22 protein-coding genes are annotated in these 23,309 nt (G+C 71.0%); 14 read left to right on the top strand and 8 right to left on the bottom strand.

Annotated features, from left to right (window positions below):
- Positions 1-134 precede the first annotated feature (134 nt).
- Positions 135-1,106, top strand: coding sequence for a 16S rRNA (cytidine(1402)-2'-O)-methyltransferase (rsmI, locus tag ME121_RS28975; protein ID WP_059410040.1), 972 nt, complete (start codon positions 135-137; stop codon positions 1,104-1,106).
- Positions 1,103-1,492, top strand: a complete 390-nt coding sequence (locus ME121_RS28970; RefSeq protein ID WP_024829622.1) for a YraN family protein — start codon at positions 1,103-1,105, stop codon at positions 1,490-1,492. Before rsmI ends, ME121_RS28970 begins: the two co-directional genes overlap by 4 nt.
- Positions 1,493-1,530: 38 nt before the next feature.
- Here the strand turns inward: ME121_RS28970 and ME121_RS28965 are convergent, their stop codons facing one another.
- The 3 genes from ME121_RS28965 to ME121_RS28955 form a co-directional block, all read right to left on the bottom strand.
- Positions 1,531-1,920 carry a response regulator gene (locus tag ME121_RS28965; protein ID WP_012319888.1) on the bottom strand — a complete coding sequence of 130 codons (390 nt, stop codon included), beginning with the start codon at positions 1,918-1,920 and terminating at the stop codon, positions 1,531-1,533.
- Between the two features lie 270 nt (positions 1,921-2,190).
- Positions 2,191-3,303, bottom strand: a complete 1,113-nt coding sequence (locus ME121_RS28960) for a L,D-transpeptidase family protein (protein WP_059410041.1) — start codon at positions 3,301-3,303, stop codon at positions 2,191-2,193.
- Positions 3,304-3,379: 76 nt separating this feature from the next.
- Positions 3,380-4,375: an extensin family protein gene (locus ME121_RS28955; protein ID WP_058606853.1), complete on the bottom strand. Its 996-nt coding sequence runs from the start codon at positions 4,373-4,375 to the stop codon at positions 3,380-3,382.
- Positions 4,376-4,557: 182 nt separating this feature from the next.
- Between ME121_RS28955 and ME121_RS28950 the strand changes: the two genes are divergently transcribed.
- Both ME121_RS28950 and ME121_RS28945 read left to right on the top strand, forming a co-directional pair.
- Positions 4,558-6,627 (top strand): M3 family metallopeptidase, encoded by a 2,070-nt coding sequence (locus tag ME121_RS28950; RefSeq protein ID WP_059410039.1) that lies wholly within the window; start codon positions 4,558-4,560, stop codon positions 6,625-6,627.
- Positions 6,628-6,711: 84 nt separating this feature from the next.
- Complete coding sequence (locus ME121_RS28945; RefSeq protein WP_059410038.1) at positions 6,712-7,605, top strand: hypothetical protein; 894 nt, start codon at positions 6,712-6,714, stop codon at positions 7,603-7,605.
- A gap of 24 nt (positions 7,606-7,629) precedes the next feature.
- Here the strand turns inward: ME121_RS28945 and ME121_RS28940 are convergent, their stop codons facing one another.
- Positions 7,630-7,848, bottom strand: coding sequence for a hypothetical protein (locus ME121_RS28940; RefSeq protein WP_059410037.1), 219 nt, complete (start codon positions 7,846-7,848; stop codon positions 7,630-7,632).
- A gap of 175 nt (positions 7,849-8,023) precedes the next feature.
- Entirely contained in the window at positions 8,024-8,416 is a 393-nt protein-coding gene (locus ME121_RS28935) for a DUF2267 domain-containing protein (protein ID WP_012319882.1), read from the bottom strand.
- 275 nt (positions 8,417-8,691) lie between these two features.
- On the opposite strand from ME121_RS28935, the gene ME121_RS28925 reads away from it, so the two are divergent.
- The 6 genes from ME121_RS28925 (at position 8,692) to ME121_RS28900 (ending at position 16,069) form a co-directional block, all read left to right on the top strand.
- Positions 8,692-9,435 (top strand): (Fe-S)-binding protein, encoded by a 744-nt coding sequence (locus ME121_RS28925; RefSeq protein WP_012319881.1) that lies wholly within the window; start codon positions 8,692-8,694, stop codon positions 9,433-9,435.
- A complete protein-coding gene (locus tag ME121_RS28920) occupies positions 9,432-11,003 on the top strand; it encodes a lactate utilization protein B (RefSeq protein ID WP_059410035.1) in 1,572 nt (523 codons plus the stop codon). Before ME121_RS28925 ends, ME121_RS28920 begins: the two co-directional genes overlap by 4 nt.
- Positions 11,000-11,605, top strand: a complete 606-nt coding sequence (locus tag ME121_RS28915) for a LutC/YkgG family protein (RefSeq protein WP_024829628.1) — start codon at positions 11,000-11,002, stop codon at positions 11,603-11,605. The genes ME121_RS28920 and ME121_RS28915 overlap by 4 nt, the downstream gene beginning before the upstream one ends.
- 248 nt (positions 11,606-11,853) lie before the next feature.
- Positions 11,854-12,714, top strand: a complete 861-nt coding sequence (locus ME121_RS28910; RefSeq protein WP_012319878.1) for a transglutaminase-like domain-containing protein — start codon at positions 11,854-11,856, stop codon at positions 12,712-12,714.
- 735 nt (positions 12,715-13,449) lie between these two features.
- A complete protein-coding gene (gene ilvD / locus ME121_RS28905; protein ID WP_058606849.1) occupies positions 13,450-15,180 on the top strand; it encodes a dihydroxy-acid dehydratase in 1,731 nt (576 codons plus the stop codon).
- On the top strand, positions 15,167-16,069 hold the full coding sequence (locus ME121_RS28900) for a tetratricopeptide repeat protein (protein WP_024829629.1): 903 nt from the start codon (positions 15,167-15,169) through the stop codon (positions 16,067-16,069). Before ilvD ends, ME121_RS28900 begins: the two co-directional genes overlap by 14 nt.
- Before the next feature lie 7 nt (positions 16,070-16,076).
- Here the strand turns inward: ME121_RS28900 and ME121_RS28895 are convergent, their stop codons facing one another.
- Positions 16,077-16,700 (bottom strand): glutathione S-transferase family protein, encoded by a 624-nt coding sequence (locus ME121_RS28895; protein ID WP_059410034.1) that lies wholly within the window; start codon positions 16,698-16,700, stop codon positions 16,077-16,079.
- Positions 16,701-16,723: 23 nt separating this feature from the next.
- Positions 16,724-17,518, bottom strand: coding sequence for an exodeoxyribonuclease III (xth, locus tag ME121_RS28890; protein ID WP_059410033.1), 795 nt, complete (start codon positions 17,516-17,518; stop codon positions 16,724-16,726).
- Positions 17,519-17,613: 95 nt separating this feature from the next.
- On the opposite strand from xth, the gene ME121_RS28885 reads away from it, so the two are divergent.
- The 3 genes from ME121_RS28885 (at position 17,614) to glpX (ending at position 20,855) form a co-directional block, all read left to right on the top strand.
- A complete protein-coding gene (locus ME121_RS28885) occupies positions 17,614-18,300 on the top strand; it encodes a ceramidase domain-containing protein (protein ID WP_059410032.1) in 687 nt (228 codons plus the stop codon).
- Positions 18,301-18,409: 109 nt separating this feature from the next.
- Positions 18,410-19,726 (top strand): homoserine dehydrogenase, encoded by a 1,317-nt coding sequence (locus ME121_RS28880; RefSeq protein ID WP_012319872.1) that lies wholly within the window; start codon positions 18,410-18,412, stop codon positions 19,724-19,726.
- A 145-nt stretch (positions 19,727-19,871) separates the two neighbouring features.
- On the top strand, positions 19,872-20,855 hold the full coding sequence (gene glpX, locus ME121_RS28875) for a class II fructose-bisphosphatase (protein WP_012319871.1): 984 nt from the start codon (positions 19,872-19,874) through the stop codon (positions 20,853-20,855).
- 57 nt (positions 20,856-20,912) lie between these two features.
- Here the strand turns inward: glpX and ME121_RS28870 are convergent, their stop codons facing one another.
- Positions 20,913-21,863: a L,D-transpeptidase gene (locus tag ME121_RS28870; protein WP_059410031.1), complete on the bottom strand. Its 951-nt coding sequence runs from the start codon at positions 21,861-21,863 to the stop codon at positions 20,913-20,915.
- Positions 21,864-22,362: 499 nt separating this feature from the next.
- On the opposite strand from ME121_RS28870, the gene ME121_RS28865 reads away from it, so the two are divergent.
- Positions 22,363-23,309 (top strand): MFS transporter (locus ME121_RS28865; RefSeq protein ID WP_059410030.1); only part of this gene is annotated, 947 nt, incomplete at its 3' end.

The following is a 23,309-nucleotide window of genomic DNA, read 5'->3' as shown; positions in this document are numbered from 1 at the left end:
GGCGCGTACTCCTTCGGGCAGGCTCCGCAGCCTGACCGGCACGATCCCAAATGTAAACGCGGCGGCCCGGACTTGCCCCCGGTCGCGCGGCCCCGCCGCGACGAGAGGCGGCGGGTGTGGCAAGATCGCCGGCGATGACCCGCAGATTCGACGACCCGGGGCCCGCCGCCTCGACCCGAGCTCCGTTACAGAAGCTCGCCCCCGACCGGCCGCGCAGCACGACCTTCACGGCCTTCGGGCTCGCGAGCGAGACAGAGCCCCTGTCCCCGGGCCTGCACATCGTGGCGACCCCGATCGGGAACCTGCGCGACATCACCATCCGGGCGCTGGCCACCCTGGCGGCGGCCGACGCGGTCCTGGCCGAGGACACCCGCGTCACCCGGAACCTGCTGGCGCATTACGGGATCACGACGCCGCTCCTGGCCTATCACGAGCATTCCAACGACGCGGTGCGCGAGCGGATGGTGGCGCGGCTGCGCGCCGGCGAGGCCCTGGCGCTGGTCTCGGATGCCGGGACCCCGCTCGTCTCGGATCCCGGCTACAAGCTGGTCCAGGCCGCCATCGAGGCCGGGATCGCCATCACGCCCGTCCCGGGGCCATCCGCGGTGATGACGGCGCTGGTCGCGGCGGGCCTGCCGACGGATCGCTTCTTCTTCGAGGGCTTCCTGCCGCAGAAGGCCGGAGCGCGGCGCAACCGCCTCGAGGCGCTGCTCCAGGTTCCCGGCACGCTGGTCCTGTTCGAGTCGCCGCATCGCCTGCCCGACATGCTGGCGGACGCCGCCGCGGTGCTCGGTTCGGAGCGGCCCGCCGCCGTGACCCGCGAGCTGACCAAGCTCTACGAAACCATCCGGCGCGATACGCTGGGCAGCCTGAGCGCGCGCTTCGCCCAGGAAGGACCGCCGAAGGGGGAGATCGTGGTGATCATCGGTGCGGCGACGGCGCCGGAGCGGACCGCGGACACGGACGCCGCCCTCGACGCCCTGATCCTGGCGGCCCTGGAGCGGCACTCGATCAAGGATGCCGCCAGCCTCGTGTCCGACGAGACCGGGCAGCCGCGGCGCCTCGTCTACGCGCGCGCGCTGGCGCTGGCGCGGGACCCGGGATGACCGGGGCTCTGCCGGACGGGGCCGGCCGGCGCCGCGCCGCCTATCGGCTCGGCCACCGGGCCGAGTGGTTGGCGCTCGCCGCGCTGATGCTGAAAGGCTACTGGCCGATCGGGCGGCGCGTCAGCGTCGCGGGCGGCGAGATCGATCTCGTCGTCCGGCGCTGGAACACCGTCGTCTTCGTGGAGGTGAAGGCGCGGGCGAAGCGCGACGATGCCCGGGAGGCGATCGACGGCGCCAAGCGGCGGCGATTCTCCCGCGCGGTCCGGGCCTGGATCGGTCGCAATGCCTGGTGCGCCGGAGCGACGTTCCGGGCCGACGCCGTGTTCGTCGGGCATCGGGCCTGGCCCGCCCATGTCGAGCGGGTCTTCACGATCGAGGGGCTCTGACGCGGGGACCTCAGCCTGCCTGCGCGAACGCCCCGCTCTCAGTCGCGGGCCGCGCGGATCGCCCCGATCAGGGTGCGCTTCAGGTCGGCCTGGCTGAACGGCTTCTGGACCACGGGCCTGTCGCGGAACGGCTCGCGGATGCCGGCGCCGCCGTAGCCGGTCGAGAAGACCAGCGGCAGATCGCGCTTGGCGATGGCCTCGGCCACCGGGTAGATCGGCTCGCCCGCCACGTTCACGTCGAGAATGGCGACCTCGAACGCCTCCTGCGACGCCATCTCGAGCGCCGAGGAGAGACGCGCGGCCGGCCCGACCACGGCACAGCCGAAATCGAGGAGCATGTCCTCCAGCAGCATCGAGATCGCGGCCTCGTCCTCGACGACGAGAACACGGACGCCGTTGAGGACGTCGTCGTTGGGGTCAGCAATCACGCCGGGCCGTCTTCCCTTCGAATGCCCCCGTCGCCGGGGATCTTGCCATGCGGTTGGTCAGGCCTTGCGCACCGCGTGAGCAGCGTCCGGAAGGGTGAACGCGGCCCGAGGGTCAGCCCGCGAGACAACCTGAGGCGTCGCCCGTAATGCGCAATGTGTCAAGCGTTCCTGGCCCGTTCCGACACCCAGACCGGGCGGTATGTTAACCGATGATACATTTTTGTGCTGACGGCGCCGCGAGGGCGGCCCGGGGCCGCGCCGCGCATCACCTCAGTCGTCCTTGAAGCTGACCTTGGCACCTCGTGTCACATGCGCGGCGAGGTCGCGGGCATTCCAGTTCGTCAGGCGGATGCAGCCGTGAGACTCGGTCTTCCCGACCTTCTCGGGCTCAGGCGTCCCGTGGATCCCGTAGCTCGGAATCGCCAGATCGATCCAGACCAGGCCGACCGGATTGTTGGGCCCCGACTGGATGGTGAACTTGTGCTGCGCTTTCACGCCCTTGAAAGCGTATTTCGGGTTGTAGGTGTAATCGGGGTCGAACGCGACGCCCTTCACCTTGGTCTCGCCGCTCGGTGCCGGCTTCTCGGAACTGCCGATCGACGCGGGATAGTAGGCCAGGAGCTTGCCGTCGGCGCCGAACGCGCGAACGTCGCGGCTCGTCTTGTCCACCTCGATGCGCTCGACCTTCGGCTCCTGCGGCAGATCCTTGGCCTTCGGCTTGTCCGTCCCCATCGGCTCGACCGCCGCCACCGCGATGGTGGTGCCGGCCTTGTCGAGGGACTTGCCGGGATTAAGCGCGCTGACGAGGTCGCGGCTCATGTGGAACCGCTCGGCCAGCATCTCGCGGGGGTTGGTGTAGCCCAGCGTCTTGAGCTCGGCCTGCTCCTCCATCTTGGGCGGGATCCGCTCGACATAGGGGCCCGCGGCGTCGCTCTCGGTGAGCGTGTAGTCCGTGACCGCGGGCTTATCGCTGGTCGCCTGGAGCTTGTCCCAGATCTCGGGCGTCAGATCCTCGCTGGCGGGCAATCCCTGAGCCACCGCGAAGGCCGAGAGGGCGTGCCGGTAGTTGTCGCCTTTCCGACCGTCGATCGCGCCGGGATAGAAATGCGCGCGATCGAGCAGCACCTGGGCTTTGACGATCAGCGGATCGGCCTTCTCATCGGACGACTTGGCCCGACGCTTCTTCGCGTCCGGCTTCGCGCCCTCGGTCTTCCCGGCGCCCGTCTGTGACAGGGTCGCGGCGTTCACCGCCTCGGCGGTCAGCGCCGGCGGCTCGGCCGTCTCGGCCTTCTGGCCTTTCCCGGTCCGCGCCGTCGCGCCGTGCGCGGCCAGACAACTCGCCAGCAGTGCCGCGCTGACCGACAGCCAAGGTTTCGGGATCATCGTCGTCGTCATTCCGGGGAGCGGAGGCGCTCCCGAGCCGAGAAATGCCGGATCTGCGGGAACGTTCCACGCGGCTCTACTGGCACAAGCGGTGACCGGCGTTGCGCTCGCGCTCGTCGAGATGGAAATGATTGGCGTGGGCGGCGTTCGATCCCGGGCCGAGGACGGTGCGGAAGAAGCCGCACGCCTTGGCGCGCACCGCGCCGAGGAACTGTGCCTCTTCGGAACCGTCCGGCATCGCCTTCACGGGGATATTCGCGCGTCCCGCGAAGGCGAAGCCCATGATGTCGGCGGCGTTGGCGAAGGCGTGCTCGCTGAGCTTGGCGTCGACGTCGTGGTTCTGCCCGCGGCAGACATAGGAGCCGCCGAGCTCGAGCGCGGTCACCGGATGCTTCAGCGTCCGCTCGGCCTCGACCTGAACCTCGGTGACCCAGCGCGCCAGCGCCTCGGCGGTCCGGCAAGTCAGCGTGGCGCCCTGCGGCAGGGCCACGCCGTCGGCGAACTTCGTCACCTTGAGCGGCAGCGGCGCGGTGCACTGGCCTTCTGAGATCGGCGGCAGCGGCTCGAAGTCGACGCCGAGGCGCTTGAGGCGCGTCCGGCAGGCGCTGTCGTCCGGCGGCGTCACCTTGAGGGCCAGGGCGGCCGCGCCCGACAGCTCCGGCGGCCGCTCGGGCGGTGCCGGCGGCGGTGACGGGATCTCCGGCTTGGCGGCCTCTCTGGCGGCGTCCTTGCCGGCGTCCTTCCCGGCGTCCTTCCCGGTTTCCTGAGCGGCGTCCGAGGGCTTCTCGCGGCCGGTCTCCCTCGACGGCTCCCGGACCGGTTCCTTGCTCGGCTCAGCCACGGCCGGTTTCAGCTCCGGCGGCCGCGCGGGCGGCGTCGGCGGCGCCGGATCGGCGACGGGCGGCTTCAGCGCCTCGGGACGCTCCGGCGGCAGGGGCGGGGGCGTCGGCACCGTGGCCGCCGGCGCCTCGATGGCGCGGACCGGCGATACCGGGAAGGCGAGCCCCGCGGCGAGGGCACCGCCCGCGAGAACCAGCGCGGGTCGGAGGGTCGATAGGCTGCGTCCCGGCATGGGGCCTCGAAGCGTGGGCATTGGCCTCTACAACGAGCGAGACGTCATTCGGATCGCCCGGACCCGGTTGACGGCCGCGCCGATCGGACCACTGTCTTCCGGATCGCGCCGGCACACCCCATGTCGGCGCACCGGCGGCGCAGACGAACGCGCTGTCGCGTGGACGTAGATTTGAGGACTGCATGTCGGACGCAGCTGATGCCGGGCTCCCGAGCCTGCCGCAGGACAATCCCTTCCGCGAAGCGCGGTGGAGCACCCCGCACGGCCTGCCGCCGTTCGAGCGGATCCGGCCGGAGCACTACGGACCCGCGTTCGAGGCCGCGCTCGCCGCGCACGATTCCGAGATCCGCGCCATCGCCGGCCAGACCGCGCCGGCCACCTTCGCCAACACCGTCGCGGCGATGGAGCGGGCCGGCCTCGCCCTCGAGCGCGTCGCCGGCGTGTTCTACAATCTGACCGGCAGCCACACCAACCCGGAGTTGCAAGCCATCGAGCGGGAGATCGGGCCCAAACTCGCCCGGCACGGGAGCGCCATCTACCTCAACCCCGAGCTCTGGGCCCGGATCTCGGCGATCGACGCCGGGGGGCTCGGTGCGGAGGAGCGGCGGGTCCTCGACCGGTACCGGATCCGCTTCCGCCGGTCGGGGGCGGATCTCGGGCCCGTGGACAAGGCCCGCATCGCCGAGATCGCGGCGCGCATGTCGGAGCTCGGGACGACGTTCAGTCAGAACCTCCTGGCCGACGAGAGCAGCTTCATCCTGCCGCTGCAGGGCGAGGAGGACCTGGCCGGCCTGCCGCCGTTCCTGCGGGCCGCGACCGAGAGCGCCGCGAGGGAGCGCGGCCTGGACGGGCACGTCGTCACCCTGTCCCGCTCGCTGATCGAGCCGTTCCTGGTCTGCTCGACGCGGCGCGACCTGCGCGAGCGCGCCTACGCGGCCTGGACCCGGCGCGGCGAGAACGGCGGCGCGACCGATAACCGCGCGATCATCGCGGAGATCATCCGGCTGCGCGCCGAGCGCGCGCGGCTCCTCGGCTTCGAGAGCTTCGCGCATTTCGCCCTCGACGACACGATGGCGGCGAGCCCGGACGCGGCGACCGGGCTGCTGCGGGACGTGTGGACGCCGGCCCGCGCGCGGGCGGCGGAGGAGCGCGATCGCCTCCAGGCCACGATCCAGGCAGAGGGCCACAACTTCGCCCTGCAGGCGCACGATTGGCGGCACTACGCCGAGAAGGTGCGGCGCGCCGAGCACGACCTCGACGAGAGCGAGATCAAGGCGTACCTGCCCCTCGAGCGGATGATCCAGGCGGCGTTCGACACGGCCGCCCGGCTGTTCGGCCTGACCTTCACGGAACTCTCCGACGTGCCGCGCTACCATCCCGATGTCCGGGTCTGGCGGGTCGGCAATCCCGACGGGTCCGAGGTCGGCCTGTTCCTGGGGGACTATTTCGCCCGCGCCTCGAAGCGGTCCGGCGCCTGGATGAGCGCCTTCCGCTCGCAGGAGCGCCTCAACGGGCCGATCACGCCGATCATCGTCAACGTCATGAACTTCGCCAAGGCGCCCGACGGCGAGGCGACGCTGCTGTCCTTCGATGACGCCCGCACCCTGTTCCACGAGTTCGGCCACGCCCTGCACGGGCTGCTCTCGGACGTGACCTACCCGCTCCTGTCCGGGACGGCGGTGTCGCGCGACTTCGTCGAGCTGCCCTCGCAGCTCTACGAGCACTGGCTCGAGCAACCGGAGGTCCTGCGCGCCCACGCGCGCCACCATCGCACGGGCGAGCCCATGCCCGACGCCCTGCTCAGGAAGCTGCTCGCCGCGCGGACCTTCAATCAGGGCTTCGCCACGGTGGAGTACACCGCCTCGGCGATCGTCGACATGACGCTGCACCTCTCGGCGGAGGGCGAGGGCGGTCTCGACGTGCCCGCCTTCGAGGCCGAGGCCCTGCGGCGGATTAGCATGCCGGCCGAGATCAGCATGCGGCACCGCACGCCGCACTTCGCCCACATCTTCTCGGGGGACGGCTACGCCGCCGGATACTACAGCTACCTCTGGTCGGAAGTGCTGGACGCGGACGCCTTCGACGCGTTCCGCGAGGCCGGCGACATCTTCGATCCGGAGACGGCGAAGCGGCTGCGTACCTTCGTGTACGGGGCCGGCAACCTGCGCGATCCGCGCGAGGCCTACACGGCCTTCCGCGGGCGGATGCCGAGCATCGAGCCGCTGCTGAAGAAGCGCGGGCTGGCGGCCTGAGCCGTCAGACCGCGGTAAGGGTTTCGTAAACAAACGTCCTTAACGAACGCTTGCAGCGCGAGGCCGCGTGCGGAGTTCGGGGCGATGACGAAGATCGAAGCCAAGCAGGCCGGGTCCCCGGGGGTCTCTCCGGCCGAACTGCTCAGGGCCGCGGTGACCGGCAAGACCGAGGCCGCGGCAGCCGCGAACGAGACCGCGGCCTCGCCCGCCGCCGCGAGATTCACGATGGCGTCGCTGTCGCGCCTCGATCCGAAACGGTTCGCGGTCCCGGGCGCGACCCTGGCGATCGGTGTCCTCCTGGGCGGGGGCGTGATGGCGCTCTCCCGCCCGGCCTCCGTCCGGCCCGACGCGCTCGCGGCCCTGGAGACGACGCTCGATGCCGGCCGCACCGAGACCGTGCGCCTCGCCGCCGACATCGCGCAGCTCCACACCGTGCTCGCCGACCTGCGCGCCTCGACTGACGTCGCGCGGAAGGAGGCGGCGAGCCGGAGCACCGCCCTCGGCGAGCGCCTGGCGCAGGTCGACAAGAGCCTGAACGGCAAAATCTCGGCCCTCGGCGAGCGGCTCGAGCAGGTCGAGCGCGACCACAACACCCGCCTCAGCGGCCTCGCCGCGCAGCTCGACCGCCGCGCCGCCGCGACGCCGGCCGCCGCGAAGACGGAGCCGACCCAGACCGGGAGCATCGGGGAGCCCGCCCGCGCCGTCGAGGCGAAGCCCGAGGTCAAGGTCGCGGACGCCAAGGTGAGCGAGCCCAAGCCGAAGCCGGCCGCGTCCGACAAGCCGCCGGTGATCGAGGGCTGGGCCCTCCGCGACGTCTACGAGGGCACCGCGATCCTGGAGAACCGTCGGCGCCGCCTCGTCGAGGTCGCCCCCGGCGACGTCATCCCCGGCGTCGGCCGCGTCGAGGGCGTCGAGCGCCACGGACGGGAATGGGTGGTGGTGACCCGGCAGGGCCTCGTCACCGCGCAGGCCTGGTAGGCGTCGGCGCGACGGCCGAGCGTCTCAGCGGCCCGTGAACCCGGTCGGCGCCAGCTCGCCGGGCGCGATCGGGAAGCGCGGCTCGATCGTCATCGGGTCGGCCAGGGCCGCCGCGCGCTCCGCCCGCCTGCGACCGTGCCTCAGGGCCCGGGTCTGAGCCGCGCGGGTCGGGTGCAGAATGGCAGCGAGCAGGGACTGCCCTTCGAACTCGCTGTCCAGGTTCTTGGCTTCGTAGACGGGCATGGCCGGCCTGCTTGAGTGCGGTACCGGACACTGCCAAAGGCGTCGATCCGGGCCACATCCCCAATAACGGGGATCGCGTGGACAGGTTCCGTCAAGCTTTCGCCTCGAAACCTCTTTTTTACTCTTCGTCCAGGCGTCACCCGAATGCAGTGCGGCCGCGCACACCGATCCGCGGTCAGACGAACTGGTTCAGCCCGGGGATGGAGCCGATGATCGGGCCCATCGCGTCCTCGCCGACCTTCTCGCGGCCGAAGGCGAACAGCTCCTGGCCGAGGGGCTGCATCTGACCCATCGGCACGCCGGCGGCCATCAGCTTCTGGCCGAGCGCCATGACGCCGCCGCCGCCCATCATGCCGCCGAGCATGCCCATCAGGCCGCCGCCGCCGCTCTCGCCGGCGTTCGACTCGGCGATCAGCGCCTCTGAACCCGGCAGGGCCGCCAGCAGCTGGCCGACCTCGGCGGCAGGACCTTCCTTCTGCAGGAAGGCCAGGATGTGCCCGATGGCGGTCTGAGCGGTCGCGGCGTCGAGCCCGGTGCGGGTGGTGACGCGGGCGAGCAGTTCTTCCATGGTGATGATCTCTTCGGAACGCTTCCAGACGTCCTTCGACTCTGGGGCGTCGGAAATCAAGCGCGCGGCATCGCTCCCCGGGAAAACTCCCCGGCTTCGCGCGGGCGATCGCGCGCGGGCCGAGGCCGGGCGCGGGGAGGCAGCGGCGACCGGTTACAGCGGGCACGGTGCCGCAGTGAGCGATCTCGCCAAGGATCGCCCCATCCGGTAGACCCTGGGCCAGTCTTGAACCGTTCCAGGCCACCGGGCCGGGTTAGTCAGGGAGTTGCCAGACCATGCGGGTCGGCCTGTTCGTGCCGTGCTACGTCGACGCCTTCGAGCCCGAGGTCGGGATCGCCACCCTCGAGCTCCTCGAGCGCCTGGGCTGCACGGTCGAGTATCCGTTCGACCAGACCTGCTGCGGGCAGCCGATGACCAATACCGGCTGCCACGCCGAGGCCGCCGCGACCGAGGCGCTGTTCGTCAAGAACTTCTCCGGCTTCGACTACGTCGTCGCCCCGTCGGGCTCCTGCGTCCACCAGGTACGGGAGCACCTGACGGCGATCCCCCAGACCGACGAGGTCCGCCACGTCCGCGCCAGCACCTACGAGCTCGTGGAGTTCCTGCACGACGTGCTGAAGGTCGAGGACCTGCCCTGGGCGAACTTCCCGCACAAGGTCGCCTATCACACCAACTGCAACGCCCTGCGCGGCATCCATCACGCGCGGCCGACCGAGCTGGTGAAGCCCTACTTCTCGAAGCCCCTCGACCTGCTGCGCCTCGTGAAGGGCGTCGAGCTCGTCGATCTCGCCCGGCCGGACGAGTGCTGCGGCTTCGGCGGCACCTTCTCGGTGTTCGAGCCGGCCGTCTCGGCCAAGATGGGCTACGACAAGGTCGCGGATCAGAACCGGGCCGGGGCGGACTACGTCGTGTCGGCCGATTCCTCCTGCCTGATGCACCAGAAGGGCTGCGCCGAGCGTCTGGGATTGCCGCTCAAGTACATCCACATCGCGCAGGTGCTGAACGGAGCCGCCGCATGAGCGTCGAGGACCTCAACCCGCGCGAGCGCGAAGGCGTCATCCACCCGGAGGTGCGGGCCGGCCACGACGAGAGCGAGCGGGCGCCGGACGGCCGGCGTCTCCAGCACGCGGAGGCCGCCTCGAAGCCGATCCGCGCGCCGCAGACCCGGGAGCCGCAGCCGCGCGGCGCGAAGATCCGGGGCGATCGCCCGATCAACCAGTCCGAGGCCGCCGAGCGTTTCCTCGCGGCGCCGCTGCACCAGGCGGCCCACGACGAGCGCCTGTGGGACCTGCGCAAGAAGCGCGACGCCTCCGCGCACGGGATCCCGGAATGGGAGGAGCTGCGCGAGCTCGCCTCGCAGATCAAGACCCACACGCTGAGCCATCTCGACCGGTATCTCGAGCAGTTCGAGGCGGCCGCGAAGGCCAACGGCGTCCACGTGCACTGGGCGAAGGACGGCGCCGATCACAATCGGATCGTGCTGGAGATCCTGCGGAGCCACGGCGCCAGGACGCTGGTGAAGTCGAAGTCGATGCTCACCGAGGAGTGCGGCTTCCGCCACCACATGGCGGCCAACGGCATCGAGGTCATCGAGACGGATCTCGGCGAGCGGATCCAGCAGCTCGACAACGAGGAGCCGAGCCACGTCGTGGCGCCGGCCGTCCACAAGACGCGGATGGACGTGGCCGAGGTCTTCGCCAAGACGCTCGGCACCGATCCGGACAACGACGACGCGCACTACCTCGCCGAGAGCCAGCGCGAGACCACGCGGCCCTACATCCTCAAGGCCGATGCCGGCATGACGGGATGCAATTTCGCGATCGCCGAGACGGGCACGGTCGTGACCTGCACCAACGAGGGCAATGCCGACCTCTCCGGCAACGTGCCGCCGCTGCAGATCCACTCCATCGGCATCGAGAAGATCATCCCGAAGGTCGAGCACCTCGGCGTATTCATCCGCCTGCTGTCGCGCTCGGCACTGGGCTCGCCGATCACCCAGTACACCTCGCACTTCCGCGCGCCCCGCGCGGGTACCGAGATGCACATGGTGCTGGTCGACAACGGCCGATCCGAGCGCCTCGGCATGGAGGAGTTCTGGACCTCCTTGAAATGCATCCGCTGCGGCGCCTGCATGAACACCTGCCCGGTCTACAGGCGGTCCGGCGGGCTCTCCTACGGGGCGACCTATTCGGGGCCGATCGGGCTGATCATCGATCCGACCTTCAACAAGCGGAAATACTCGACGCTGCCGTTCTCCTCGACGATGAACGGCTCCTGCACCAACGTCTGCCCGGTGAAGATCAACATCCACGAACAGATCTTCGCGTGGCGGAAGGTGCTGGTCGAGGAGCACCAGATCCCGGCGCTCAAGCAGGGCGTGATGAAGGCCGCGGGCGCCGTGCTCTCGCGCCCGGCCGCCTATCGGGCGGCGATCGGCGCGGCGGATTCCGCGCTGAAGGTCCTGCCGCGCTTCGCGGTCTACAACCCGCTCAACACCTGGGGGAAGAAGCGCGAGATGCCCGACGCGCCGCGCCAGACCTTCCACGCCTGGTACAAGCAGAACCGCATGAAGGACACCGGTCGATGAGCGCCCGCGACGCGATCCTCGACGGCATCCGCAGGAACCGGCCGGCCGGCGACTTCCCGCTGCCGGAGGTGCCGCTGTTCACACCGCTCGTCGGCGACGACCTCGTGGCGGAGTTCGGCGAGCGGCTGAAGCGCATGGGCGGACGCGTGGCCGAGCCCGGTGCCGGCGACGTGTTCGCGGGCGTGCGCGAGCGCCTCGACGCCGCCAAGGTCGTCGCCTCCGCGGTCCCCGAGCTGACCGGAAACCGCGATCTGCGGGGCGTGCGCGCGCCCCAGGAGGTCGAGGACGTCGACGTGGCGGTGGTCCGGGCGGTGTTCGGCATCGCCGAGACCGGCTCGGTGCTGTTCACCCAGGATCAGTTGATCGTCAACGCGGTCGGCTACCTCGCGCAGCACCTCGTCGTGCTGCTCGATCCGGCCGACATCGTGCCGAACGTGCAGGCGGCCTACCGCCGGCCGGAATTCGGCCGCTCGGCCTACGCGGTGCTGCATACCGGCCCGTCGGCGACCGCCGACATCGAGGGGGTCCTGATCCACGGCGCGCAGGGCGTCCGCTCGCTGACGGTGCTGCTGCTCCCGAGGGATGCCGCCGAGCGCGGCTGAGACCGGCTCCGTCGCCGCGGCCGTCCTCGCGAGCGGAGCGAAGCAATCCAGAAATGCGCCACGGCCGGCGATGTCGCGCTGCCTGGGTCGCTTCGCTGCGCTCGCGCTGACGGCGGCGCCGCCCGCCCGACGCGGCACCTGTGTCTTGCCCGCATCGCCCCGATCGAACGGCCATCGAGCCGGAACCGACGATCGGGCGCGCCCCTTGCTTGGACGACGGACGGGCCGTCATCCGGCAAGGAGATCCGATGCGCTACACCCTCGGTTGCAGCCTGTCCTACAACATCCTCTCGGATACCACCTTCATCTTCAATCTCGAGGTGGCGAAGCTGAAGAGCGTCGAGATCCTGAGCGAGAGCCTGGTCCTGACGCCGAACCTCAAGCGCGATCTCTACACGACGCCCGATCTCCAGAACCGCTATCTGGCGGTCAACGTCCCGACCGGTCAGTTCGCGCTGGAGTACAACGCCGAGGTCGACCTCACGGTGCATCGGGCCGACCCGGCGACCATCAACGAGACGCCCATCGGACAACTGCCCCTCGACATCCTGCCGTTCCTGCTACCGAGCCGGTTCGTCTCCTCGGACCGGCTGACGCCCTTCGCGCTGGCCGAATTCGGCGCTCTGCCCAAGGGCCACGCGCGCGTGAACCAGATCTGCAACTGGATCCACGACCACATCGCCTACCAGCCCGGCACCAGCGACGGCGAGACGACCGCGGACGAGTCCCTGCTCAAGCGCGCCGGCGTCTGCCGCGACTTCGCGCATATCGGCGCCGCCTTCTGCCGGGCGCTCGGTATCCCGGCCCGGTTCGTGAGCTGCTACGCCCATGGCCTCGTCCCGAGCGACTTTCACGCCGTGTTCGAGGCCTATCTCGACGGGCGCTGGTGGCTGTTCGACGCCACCCGACAGGCCGACCTCGACGGGCTGGTGCGGATCGGCGTCGGGCGCGACGCCGCGGAGATCGCCTTCTCGACACCCTTCGGCAACATGCAGCCGGTCAATCAGCAGGTGCGGATCCAGCGGACGGATGGGCAGGGCAGCCCGATGCCGCGCACGGTGGACGCCATCTCGACCGAGATCCCCGCGCCCCACGCCGGAGCGGCCTGAGCGCAGGTCCGGCAGCGATCACGGCGTCGTGTGATCCTGTGATCCCGGACGCGCGGCGACGGACGGGTTGACCGTGCCGGTCGCCGCATGCCGCGTGCGGGCCAGCGGGAGCCGTCAGATCGGCGGCGGAGAGCGGCGCCGGCGCCGCTCGGTCAGGCCGGCCGCACCTCACGAACGGGCGCGGATCCCGCCGCTCCGCGGGCCCGGCGGCCTCGCGAGCCTCAAGCAACGGCGGGCGCCGGCCTCGTCGCGCCTGGATCGCGGCAGGTCGCTCGACGCGTGCGCCGGCGTATTGTCGGCGCCATCCCCGCGGACGGATAGTGATGCCGCGACTTTCCGGGCGCCGTATTGCCGCGTTTCCTGGGGATCGCGCCCGGGAGATCCTCGGCCTGCCTGAAGACAAGTTGCGCATCGTCGGAGCGCCCCATTCGCGCTCGGCCATTGTCCTTCATCTTGTCGCCGCCGGCGAATTCGCCGCAAGCGTGGCTGTGGCGGGGTCGCAACACCGTAAAACGATCCCCGCTCCGCCCCGAGACCTGCCCGTAAACGCCGCGATCCCGCCATAGTCCGGGCCCACCTCAACATCCGCGGTAAACGGCAATCTCGACAACGATTTACCGTTCGGAAACGAGGACTTCCCGAGTACGCGGACGGATTTCCCGGCGCTTCGCGAACGGCGACGCGCCGCGGTTCAACGCACCCTCGGGATCGGCTGCGAAGGCTTGGTCTGAAGTCATGGTGACGCGTTTGAACGACAAGTCGAAGCTGCCGAGCCGCCACGTCACGGAGGGGCCCGACCGCGCCCCGCACCGCTCCTACCTCTACGCCATGGGCCTGACCCGCGAGCAGATCCACCAGCCGCTGGTGGGTGTCGCCTCGTGCTGGAACGAGGCCGCGCCCTGCAACATCTCGCTGATGCGCCAGGCGCAGGCGGTGAAGAAGGGCGTCGCCGCCGCCAATGGGACGCCGCGCGAGTTCTGCACGATCACGGTCACCGACGGCATCGCCATGGGCCACGGCGGCATGCGCGCGTCGCTGCCGTCGCGGGAGGTCATCGCCGACTCGGTCGAGCTGACCATGCGCGGCCACGCCTACGACGCCCTCGTGGGTCTGGCGGGCTGCGACAAGTCGCTGCCCGGCATGATGATGGCGATGGTCCGCCTGAACGTGCCCTCGATCTTCATCTACGGCGGCTCGATCCTGCCGGGCTCGTTCCGTGGCAAGCCCGTGACCGTTCAGGACCTGTTCGAGGCGGTCGGCAAGGTGGCCGTCGGCGACATGAGCCTCGAGGATCTCGACGAACTGGAGCAGGTCGCCTGCCCGTCGGCCGGCGCCTGCGGCGCGCAGTTCACCGCCAACACCATGGCGACGGTCTCCGAGGCGATCGGCCTGGCGCTGCCGTACTCGGCCGGCGCCCCGGCCCCCTACGAGATCCGCGACAAGTTCTGCGCGACTGCCGGCGAGAAGGTGATGGAGCTTCTGGAGAAGCGCATCCGCCCGCGCGACATCGTCACCCGCAAGGCCCTGGAGAACGCCGCCACGGTGGTGGCGGCCTCGGGCGGCTCGACCAACGCGGCGCTGCACCTGCCGGCGATCGCGCACGAGTGCGGCATCGAGTTCACGCTGTTCGACGTGGCCGAGATCTTCCGGCGCACGCCCTACATCGCCGACCTGAAGCCCGGCGGGCGCTACGTCGCCAAGGACATGTTTGAGGTCGGCGGCATCCCGCTGCTGATGAAGACGCTCCTCGACCACGGCTTCATGCACGGCGACTGCATGACGGTTACCGGCCGCACCATCGCGGAGAACATGGACCGGGTGACCTGGAACCCGGACCAGGACGTGGTCTACCCGGCCAACCGCCCGATCACCCCGACCGGCGGCGTCGTCGGCCTCAAGGGCAACCTCGCCCCCGAGGGCGCGATCGTGAAGGTCGCCGGCATCCCGGCCGAGAAGCAGGTCTTCACCGGCCCGGCCCGCGTGTTCGACGGCGAGGAGGCCTGCTTCGCGGCCGTGCAGGCGCGCAGCTACGAGGAAGGCGACGTCCTCGTGATCCGCTACGAGGGTCCGCGGGGCGGCCCCGGCATGCGTGAGATGCTGTCGACCACCGCGGCCCTCTACGGCCAGGGCATGGGCGACAAGGTCGCGCTGATCACCGACGGGCGCTTCTCGGGCGCGACCCGGGGCTTCTGCGTCGGCCATGTCGGCCCCGAAGCCGCCGTGGGCGGCCCGATCGGGCTGCTCCGCGACGGCGACGTGATCACCCTCGACGCGATCCAGGGCACGCTCAGCGTCGCCCTGTCCGACGCGGAACTGGCCGAGCGGCGCAAGGCCTGGACCGCGCGGCCCAACACCGCGACCTCCGGCTACCTCTGGAAATACGCGCAGGGCGTCGGACCGGCCCTGTACGGCGCCGTCACCCATCCGGGAGGTGCCAAGGAGACGCAGAGCTATGCGGACGTCTAGGACTGACCTCAGCCGGCGCCGGGCGCCGGCCGGGGCCGATCCCGGTCGGTTCCGGTGCGTCGGCGGGCTCGCGGTCGCGGCCTGGGCGCTCGCCCTGCTCGCGCTGCCGGTCGCGCCGTCGCGCGCCCTCGACGCCAATGTCCGCACGCCCGTGCAGGTCCCGGTCGCCGACAAGAGCTACCGCTCGGCCAAGGACGCGCTCCGGGCCGGCATGCGGGAGTACAATGCCGGCGACAAGCAGGGTGCCGCCCGCGCCCTCGAGTACGCGGCCGGCCAGGGCCACGCCCTGGCGCTGTGGAAGCTCGGCCGGATGTATGCCGACGGCGACGGCGTCCCGCACGACGACCTGAAGGCGTTCGAGTTCTTCTCGCGGATCGCCGATGCCAGCACCGACGACGGGCCCGATCCGCAGAACTCGGCGGTCCTGGGCAGCGCCTTCACGGCGCTGGGCACCTACTTCCTGGAGGGAATCAAGGGCACCTACGTGCGCCCCAATCCCGAGCGCGCCTACGACATGTTCAACTACGCGGCGTCCTACTACGGGGACCCCAACGCGCAGTACAATCTCGCCCGGCTCTACCTCGACGGCACCGGCGTCGAGGCCGACCCGCGGCAGGCCGCGCGCTGGTTCAACCTCGCCGCCGAGAAGGGCCACCATCCGGCGCAGGCGCTGCTCGGCGACATGCTGGTCAACGGCCTGGGCGGCATCCCGATCCAGCGGGTGCGGGGCCTGATGTGGCTCTCCCTCGCCCGGGAAGGCGCCGAGAGCCGCAAGGACGACTGGATCGTCGCGCTCTACGAGAAGAACTGGGCGGCCGCCAGCGAGGACGACCGCGCCGAGGCGCAGACGCAGCTCCAGACCGTGGGCTCGATCCGCAAGCGGCGCTGAGCCGCCCTCAGCTCTTCGCCGCGGCGATCGCCGCGGTGAAGGACGGCCGCTCGAGCGTCGCCGCGACCCAGTCGGCGAGCTTCGGCCAGCGGGCGCCGTCGACCGCGACCTTGGCCAGCCGCAGGTTGTGGAACGGCGCCGCCACGGCGATGTCGGCGATGCCGAACCGGCCGCCGACGAGGTAGGGCCCGCCGATCTGCGATTCGAGGTAGTCGAACAGCGGCGGCAGCGCCGTGTCGACGGTCCGCTGCGCCAGGACCTCGTCGCCCTCGACCTTGAACAGGCGGGGCTTGAGGAAGCGCTCGACGAACGGCACCAGCACCTGGCGGGTCAGCTCGCACTCGCCGAACTTGTCGAACCAGCGGGCGCGGGCGGCGTCCCGCGCATCCTCGGGGATCAGCGCGGGCGCCGGATGCTGCCGCTCGAGATAGTCGAGGATCGCGCTCGAATCGGCGAGGCGATACCCGGCCTCCTCCATCGCGGGGATCTTCCCCATCGGGCTCGCGGCCCGGAAGTCCGGATCCGGCGCGTGGAAGCCGACCGGGCGATGCTCGAACGCGACGTCCTTCTCGTAGAGCGCCACGAGCACCTTGCGCACGTAGGGCGACACGCTGCTGCCGTAGATGATCATCGTCGTTCCCCCCGATCGCGGCTCTACCCGGCCGCCAGCTCCGCCGTGACCGGCACGTGGTCCGACGGCTTGTCGAGCCCGCGCATGTGCTTCTGGACCGAGGCCGAGACCAGGCGGTCGCCGGCCTGGGGCGAGAGCAGCAGGTGGTCGATGCGGATGCCGGCGTTCCGCTGCCAGCACCCGGCCTGATAATCCCAGAAGGTGTAGAGCCCGTCGCGCGGATCGCAGGCGCGCAGGGCGTCGGTGTAGCCCTCGGCGAGGATCGCCCGGAACGCCGCCCGGGTCGTCCCGAGGAACAGGGCGTCGGAGCGCCACGCCTCCGGATCGGCCGCGTCGGCCGCCTCCGGGATGACGTTGTAGTCGCCCGCCAGCACCACCGCGATCTCGTCGTCCAGCAGCGCCCGGGCGTGGAGCCGCAGCCGCTCCATGAAGGCGAGCTTGTACGGGTATTTCGGGCTGTCCACCGGGTTGCCGTTCGGCAGGTAGATCGACGCCACGCGCACCGGGCGCGTGTCCGCGCCCGTGATCAGCGCCTCGATGTAGCGGGCCTGCGCGTCGTCCGCGTCGCCCGGGAGCCCTCGCCGGATCTCCGACATGGCGAGGGGCGCGCGGACCAGCAGGGCCACGCCGTTATAGGCCTTCTGCCCCAGCGTCTCGACCGCGTAGCCCGCCGCCTCGATGTCGGCCCGCGGGAAGGCCTCGTCCTGGCACTTAAGCTCCTGCAGGCAGACCACGTCGGGCCGCGCCTCCTCCAGGAAGCCGAGCAGGTGCGGGAGCCGCTGCTTGATCGAGTTGACGTTCCAGGTGGTGATCCGCATCGCCTCGCTTCCGGTCGCCGCCCGGCCGTCATCCGCGCTTCGCGTCGCGCTGACAAGGCCATCCCGGCGCAAGGACGGGGAAGTAGGGTCGGCGGATGAACTGGTTCGAGCCGGTGTCGGCCTACTGCGAGCGGGGCGGGCCGGACTTCTGGGCCGAGCCCGCCAACGCGCTGTCGAACGCGGCCTTCCTGCTGGCCGCCGCCGCGGCCGCGCGGCGCGCCGCCGCGGCCGATCCGCCGGACCGGACCTGCCTCGGGCTGGCGGCCCTGATCGCCGTGGTGGGCGTCGGCTCGTTCCTGTTCCACACGCTGGCGGTCTACTGGGCGATGCTCGCCGACGTCGTGCCGATCGCGCTGTTCATCTACGCCTATCTCGCGCTGGCGCTGTCCCGGTTCCTGCGGCTGGCACCGGTCCGGGTCGCGGCGGCGACCGGGGGGTTCGCCCTCCTCGGCTTCGCGCTCACGCCTCTTCTCGACGGCCTGACCGGCCTCGACGTCGCGCGGCTCACCAACGGCTCGGTCGACTACCTGCCCGCCCTGCTGGCGCTGTTCGGCGTCGCCTGGGCGGCCGCGCGGCGGCCGGAGGAGCGCTTCGTCGGGACCGGGCGGCGGCTCGCCGGCATCGGCCTGCTCTTCCTGATCTCGCTGGCGGCGCGGACCGGCGACCGGGCGGCCTGCGCGCTGCTGCCGACCGGCACGCACCCGCTCTGGCACGTGCTGAACGCCGTCGTCCTGTACGCCCTCGTGGCGACGGCGATCCGCCACCGGGAGACCGCCGGGTGACACGCCCCGCGGTCCCGGGCCAATTCCTTGCGGGCGGGGCGGAATTCTTGCAGAAGTGCGCCGCATCGGGCGCCCGGCCCAACACGGTCGCCCGGGCACGGAAGGGGTCATGACAGTGAGCTTTCGCCTCGGGATCGCCGGACTCGGGACCGTCGGTGCGTCCGTGGTCCGGATGGTCGAGCGCCGCCGCGCCGCCTTCGCTGCGGCGGGCCTCGATATCCGCGTCACCGCGGTCTCCTCGCGCGACCGCGGCCGGGACCGCGGCCTCGACCTGTCCGGCATCGCGTGGTTCGACGACCCGGTGGCGCTCGCCCGGTCGGAAGCCGTCGACTGCGTGGTCGAGCTGATCGGCGGCGCCGAGGGGCCCGCCAAGGCGGTGGTCGAGGCGGCGCTCGAGGCGGGCAAGCCGGTGGTGACCGCCAACAAGGCGCTGCTGGCCCGCCACGGCGCCGCCCTGGCCGCGCAGGCCGAGGCGAAGGGCGTGGCCCTCGCCTTCGAGGCGGCGGTGGCCGGCGGCATCCCGGTGATCAAGACCCTGCGCGAGGGCCTGCCGGGCAACGCGGTCTCCCGCGTCTACGGGATCCTCAACGGCACCTGCAATTACATCCTCAGCCGCATGGAGCGCGAGGGGCTGACCTTCGAGGCCTGCCTGAAGGACGCGCAGGCCCTGGGCTACGCCGAGGCGGACCCGACCTTCGACGTCGAGGGGTTCGACACCGCGCACAAGCTCGCGATCCTGACGAGCCTCGCCTTCGGGACCGCGGTCGACGCGGACGGCGTGTCAGTGGAGGGCATCTCCCGGGTGCAACCCCTCGACCTCCGCATGGCGGACGAGCTCGGCTACCGGATCAAGCTGCTCGGCGTCGCGCAGGCGACCGAGGCCGGCATCGAGCAGCGGGTCCACCCGACCATGGTGCCGAAATCCTCGGCGATCGCGCAGGTCATGGGCGTCACGAACGCCGTGACGATCGACGCGGACGCGGTGGGCGAGCTCACCCTGATCGGTCCCGGCGCCGGCGGCGAGGCCACGGCCTCCGCGGTGGTGGCCGACATCGCCGACGTGGCGCGCGGCGTGATCCGCCCGACCTTCGGCGTTCCGGCCGCGGCGATGCGCGCCAGCGAGCGCGTGGAGATGCAGCGTCACGAGGGCGGCTACTACATCCGCCTCACCGTCCACGACCGCCCCGGCGTCGCGGCCGGCGTCGCGCAGCGGATGGCCGAGCGATCCATCTCCCTGGAGAGCATCCTGCAGCGCCGCGTCGAGGGGCCGGAGGCCGATCCGCGCGGCCGCTCCGGCCGGCCCGTGCCGCTGGTGCTGATCACCTACGCGGCGACCGAGGGCAACATCCGCGACGCGCTCGACGCCATCGGCGCCGACGGGCTGCTGGCGGAGCCGCCGCAGCTGATCCGGATCGAGCGTGAATAACAGTGCATACGGTAGCGTGACCCGCCACCGCTTGATGCAGGATAGTGGGCCTTAGCGAACCGGCGTATACGCTGCGCGGCCGTCATCCGACGGTATCCATCCGGGATCCGACCCCAAGATCGGACCCGGCCAGAGGCAGGAAACCATGGAAGAGGCCCCCAAGCCGGCATCGCGCGGCGTCCCGCGCACGCTCGCCCTCGAACTGGCCCGCGTGACGGAGCGTGCCGCCATCGCCGCCGCCCGATTGCGCGGCCAGGGCGACGAGAAGGCGGCCGACCAGGCGGCGGTCGACGCGATGCGCGACGAACTCAACGGCCTGCCGATCCGCGGCACCGTGGTGATCGGGGAGGGGGAGCGCGATCAGGCGCCGATGCTGTTCATCGGCGAGCAGCTCGGTCTCGGGGAAGGGCCCGAGGTCGACATCGCGGTCGATCCGCTGGAGGGCACGACCCTCTGCGCCAAGGACATGCCCGGCGCCATCGCGGTCATGGCCATGGCGGAGCGCGGCTCGCTCCTCGCCGCGCCCGACGTCTACATGCAGAAGATCGCCATCGGGCCCGGCTACCCGCCCGGGCTCGTCGATCTCGACGCCAGCCCGACCGACAACATCCTGGCGCTGGCCAGGGCCAAGGGCGTCGATCCGAAGCAGATCACCGCCCTGATCCTCGACCGGCCGCGCCACGCGGCCCTCGTGGCCGAGGTGCGGGCGGCCGGCGCGGCGGTGCGCCTGATCTCGGACGGCGACATCGCCGGGATCATCTTCACGGCGAGCCCCGAGGAGACGGGCATCGACCTGTATCTCGGGACCGGCGCGGCGCCCGAGGGCGTGCTGGCGGCCGCCGCGATGCGCTGCATCGGCGGCCAGATGCAGGGGCGCCTGATCCTGGATACCCCGGACCGGCGGCGCCGGGCCGCCGAGATGGGCATCGAGAATCTCGACCGGAAATACGACCTGACCGACCTCGCGAGCGGTGACGTCATCGTGGCCGCCACGGGCATCACCGACGGGGCGCTCCTGCGCGGCGTGCGCTTCAGGCCGGACCGGATCCAGACCGAGACCCTGGTCTACCGGTCCGAGGCCGGGACGGTGCGGCGGATCCTCGGCGAGCACCGCCGCGGGCTGACCTGATCCCGCGGGCCGCCGGTCCGCGACCGGCGGCGTTCAGTCCGACGGTTCGGCCCGGCTTCAGTTCAGCACTACCACCTTGCTGCCGACGGGGACGCGGCTGAACAGGTCGATCGCGTCCTGATTGATCATCCGGATACAGCCCGACGACACGCTCTTGCCGATGGAGAAGGGCTCCAGCGTCCCGTGGATGCGGAACAGCGTGTCCTTGTTGCCCTGCCAGAGGTACATGGCGCGGGCCCCGAGCGGGTTGCGCAGGCCGCCGGCGACGCCGAGGCCGCTCTGCAGCTTGTCGACCTCGCTGGCGAGCTTCGGGCTGCGGGCGATCATCTCCTTCGGCGGGTACCAGTCCGGCCAGGCCTGCTTGGAGTTCACCGTCGCGGTACCCGACCACGAGAAGCCCTGCTTGCCGACGCCGACGCCGTAGCGCCGGGCCCGACCGTTCGCCTCGACCAGGGTGAGCTGGTGCGCCCGCGGGTCCACGATGATCGTCCCCGGCTCGTAGGGCCCGTGATAGGCGATCTCCTGGCGGAGGAACGCGGGGTTCATCTTCTTGTAATTGAACGCCTGGACCGGGAACACGTCGTCCGTGATCGGGCCGTAGATCTTGGCGTAGTCGATCGGCTCGTTGTCGGGCGCGCGGAGGACGGCCTTGGCCTTGGCGGCCTCCAGGGGCGACAGGCCCTCTGCCGGCGGCACGCTGCCTGGGCGGGCCGGAACCGTCGGATCGTCCGTCTCCAGGGTGGCGGCCGGCGGCGGCGCGACCGGGGCCTGCGCGGCGGGGCGCGGCGGTGCCGGGCGCACGAAGTCGGTGCGGCCGGTATAGGGCAGGTAGCGGCCGCCGCGACGGACGTAGAGCGCGCCGTTCTGATCCTGGTAGAGCTGACCGTCATCGCCGAACCCGTCGATCCCGGCCTCGCCCACCGGGCCGCGGCCCTGGGCGTGCGCGGTGGAGGCGAGGGCGAGGACCGTGAAGCCGGCCAGGAGAAGGCGACGGATCGGGGCGGACATGGTTCGAATTCCTCGGGAGGCGTCGCCGGGGCTTGCCGCGACGCGCAGGCGAGCGGGCCCGCACGAAGTCGCGGCGCAGCTCATCCCGGGGCTTAGCAAAGGTCGCGCTTTACCGCCAAGTTGCCGACGTTGATCGAGGGCAACTTACAGGGTCTTCCGGGTCGTTTCTCCGCGCCTGTGTTGCCCTCGTGCAGCAATGATTTCGGCGGCGTCGCTCACCGATCCGTGAGCGCGTCGGGCGGGCGCCCGTTTACTCGGCACGCCTGCCTCGCCGAGCGGCAGCGACTCGGCGGGAGGAGGTCCGGCCCGGAGACCGCCGGAGCCGGCCGGACCGCGCGGCACGCGTCCCGTGCGGTATGGCACGCTTGCTGCATTGCCCACTCAGCCGCGCCTGCTGCGGCGGCGGAGCAACGGCGCTCCAAACAGCGGACGGTGTGAGTCCGGATCCCCGGCATGAGCGACCGCGTGGCGGTTCGCCCACTTACGACGAGCACCAGCTATGGCCAGCTTCAAAACGGTGATGAAGTCGGGTCACCCCCCGACGCTGTTCGCGGCATTCCTCTACTTCGATTTCTGTTTCGCCATCTGGGTCCTGAACGGCGCCATGGGGCCGTTCATCACCGAGACCTTCAAGCTCTCGCCGGCCCAGACCGGCTTCATGATCTCGCTGCCGATCCTCGCTGGAGCGCTGATGCGCTTCCCGCTCGGCGTTCTGGCCCAGTATATCGGCCGGAAGAACGCCGCGATCACCGAGATGAGCGTGATCATGCTGGCGATGGCCTACGGCTATCTCTTCGTCTCCTCCTACAACGACGTCCTCGCCATGGGCGTCCTGCTCGGCATCGCCGGCGCGTCCTTCGGCGTCGCGCTGTCCCTCGGCTCGGGCTGGTTCCCGCCGGAGCACAAGGGGCTGGCGATGGGCATCGCGGGCGCCGGCAATTCCGGCACCGTGCTGGCCGTGCTGTTCGCCCCGCCGCTGGCCCAGGCCTACGGCTGGCAGACCACCTACGCCTTCGCGGGCGTCGTCATGCTGCTGCCCCTCGCGATCATGATCGTGCTCGCCAAGGAGCCGCCGGACTGCGAGCACCAGACCTTCAAGGAGCACGTCTCCTGTCTGTTCACCAAGGACGGCTGGGCGTTCTCGCTGATCTACGTCATCACCTTCGGCGGCTTCATCGGCCTCTCGAACTTCCTGCCGACCTTCTTCTACGAGCAGTTCGCGGTGACGAAGGTCGAGGCCGGGCGCCTGACCATGCTGGCGGCCTTCATGGGCTCGGGCATCCGGATCGTCGGGGGCTACTTCGCCGACCGGATGGGCGGGATCGCGGTCCTGTCGGTGGTGCTGCTCGCGGCGATCGCCACGCTGCTGTCGCTGACCGCGACCCCCTCCCTGGCGCTCACGACGCTCCTGTTCATGCTGTGCTTCGCGGCCCTCGGGGCCGGCAA

This window comes from Methylobacterium sp. ME121 (assembly GCF_000974725.1).
GTDB lineage: Bacteria > Pseudomonadota > Alphaproteobacteria > Rhizobiales > Beijerinckiaceae > Methylobacterium > Methylobacterium radiotolerans.
Note: the sequence above shows the minus strand (reverse complement) of the source record. Positions and strands in the feature narration are given on the sequence as shown.

Excerpts from the sequence above, each read along its gene's own strand:
- ME121_RS28880 (WP_012319872.1), top strand. The coding sequence starts at position 18,410 with ATGACAGTGAGCTTTCGCCTCGGGATCGCCGGACTCGGGACCGTCGGT.
- ME121_RS28870 (WP_059410031.1), bottom strand. The coding sequence starts at position 21,863 with ATGTCCGCCCCGATCCGTCGCCTTCTCCTGGCCGGCTTCACGGTCCTC.
- ME121_RS28955 (WP_058606853.1), bottom strand. The coding sequence starts at position 4,375 with ATGCCGGGACGCAGCCTATCGACCCTCCGACCCGCGCTGGTTCTCGCG.
- xth (WP_059410033.1), bottom strand. The coding sequence starts at position 17,518 with ATGCGGATCACCACCTGGAACGTCAACTCGATCAAGCAGCGGCTCCCG.
- ME121_RS28970 (WP_024829622.1), top strand. The coding sequence starts at position 1,103 with ATGACCGGGGCTCTGCCGGACGGGGCCGGCCGGCGCCGCGCCGCCTAT.
- glpX (WP_012319871.1), top strand. The coding sequence starts at position 19,872 with ATGGAAGAGGCCCCCAAGCCGGCATCGCGCGGCGTCCCGCGCACGCTC.
- ME121_RS28915 (WP_024829628.1), top strand. The coding sequence starts at position 11,000 with ATGAGCGCCCGCGACGCGATCCTCGACGGCATCCGCAGGAACCGGCCG.
- rsmI (WP_059410040.1), top strand. The coding sequence starts at position 135 with ATGACCCGCAGATTCGACGACCCGGGGCCCGCCGCCTCGACCCGAGCT.
- ilvD (WP_058606849.1), top strand. The coding sequence starts at position 13,450 with ATGGTGACGCGTTTGAACGACAAGTCGAAGCTGCCGAGCCGCCACGTC.
- ME121_RS28900 (WP_024829629.1), top strand. The coding sequence starts at position 15,167 with ATGCGGACGTCTAGGACTGACCTCAGCCGGCGCCGGGCGCCGGCCGGG.
- ME121_RS28960 (WP_059410041.1), bottom strand. The coding sequence starts at position 3,303 with ATGATCCCGAAACCTTGGCTGTCGGTCAGCGCGGCACTGCTGGCGAGT.
- ME121_RS28885 (WP_059410032.1), top strand. The coding sequence starts at position 17,614 with ATGAACTGGTTCGAGCCGGTGTCGGCCTACTGCGAGCGGGGCGGGCCG.
- ME121_RS28950 (WP_059410039.1), top strand. The coding sequence starts at position 4,558 with ATGTCGGACGCAGCTGATGCCGGGCTCCCGAGCCTGCCGCAGGACAAT.
- ME121_RS28935 (WP_012319882.1), bottom strand. The coding sequence starts at position 8,416 with ATGGAAGAACTGCTCGCCCGCGTCACCACCCGCACCGGGCTCGACGCC.
- ME121_RS28920 (WP_059410035.1), top strand. The coding sequence starts at position 9,432 with ATGAGCGTCGAGGACCTCAACCCGCGCGAGCGCGAAGGCGTCATCCAC.
- ME121_RS28895 (WP_059410034.1), bottom strand. The coding sequence starts at position 16,700 with ATGATCATCTACGGCAGCAGCGTGTCGCCCTACGTGCGCAAGGTGCTC.
- ME121_RS28945 (WP_059410038.1), top strand. The coding sequence starts at position 6,712 with ATGACGAAGATCGAAGCCAAGCAGGCCGGGTCCCCGGGGGTCTCTCCG.
- ME121_RS28910 (WP_012319878.1), top strand. The coding sequence starts at position 11,854 with ATGCGCTACACCCTCGGTTGCAGCCTGTCCTACAACATCCTCTCGGAT.
- ME121_RS28925 (WP_012319881.1), top strand. The coding sequence starts at position 8,692 with ATGCGGGTCGGCCTGTTCGTGCCGTGCTACGTCGACGCCTTCGAGCCC.
- ME121_RS28940 (WP_059410037.1), bottom strand. The coding sequence starts at position 7,848 with ATGCCCGTCTACGAAGCCAAGAACCTGGACAGCGAGTTCGAAGGGCAG.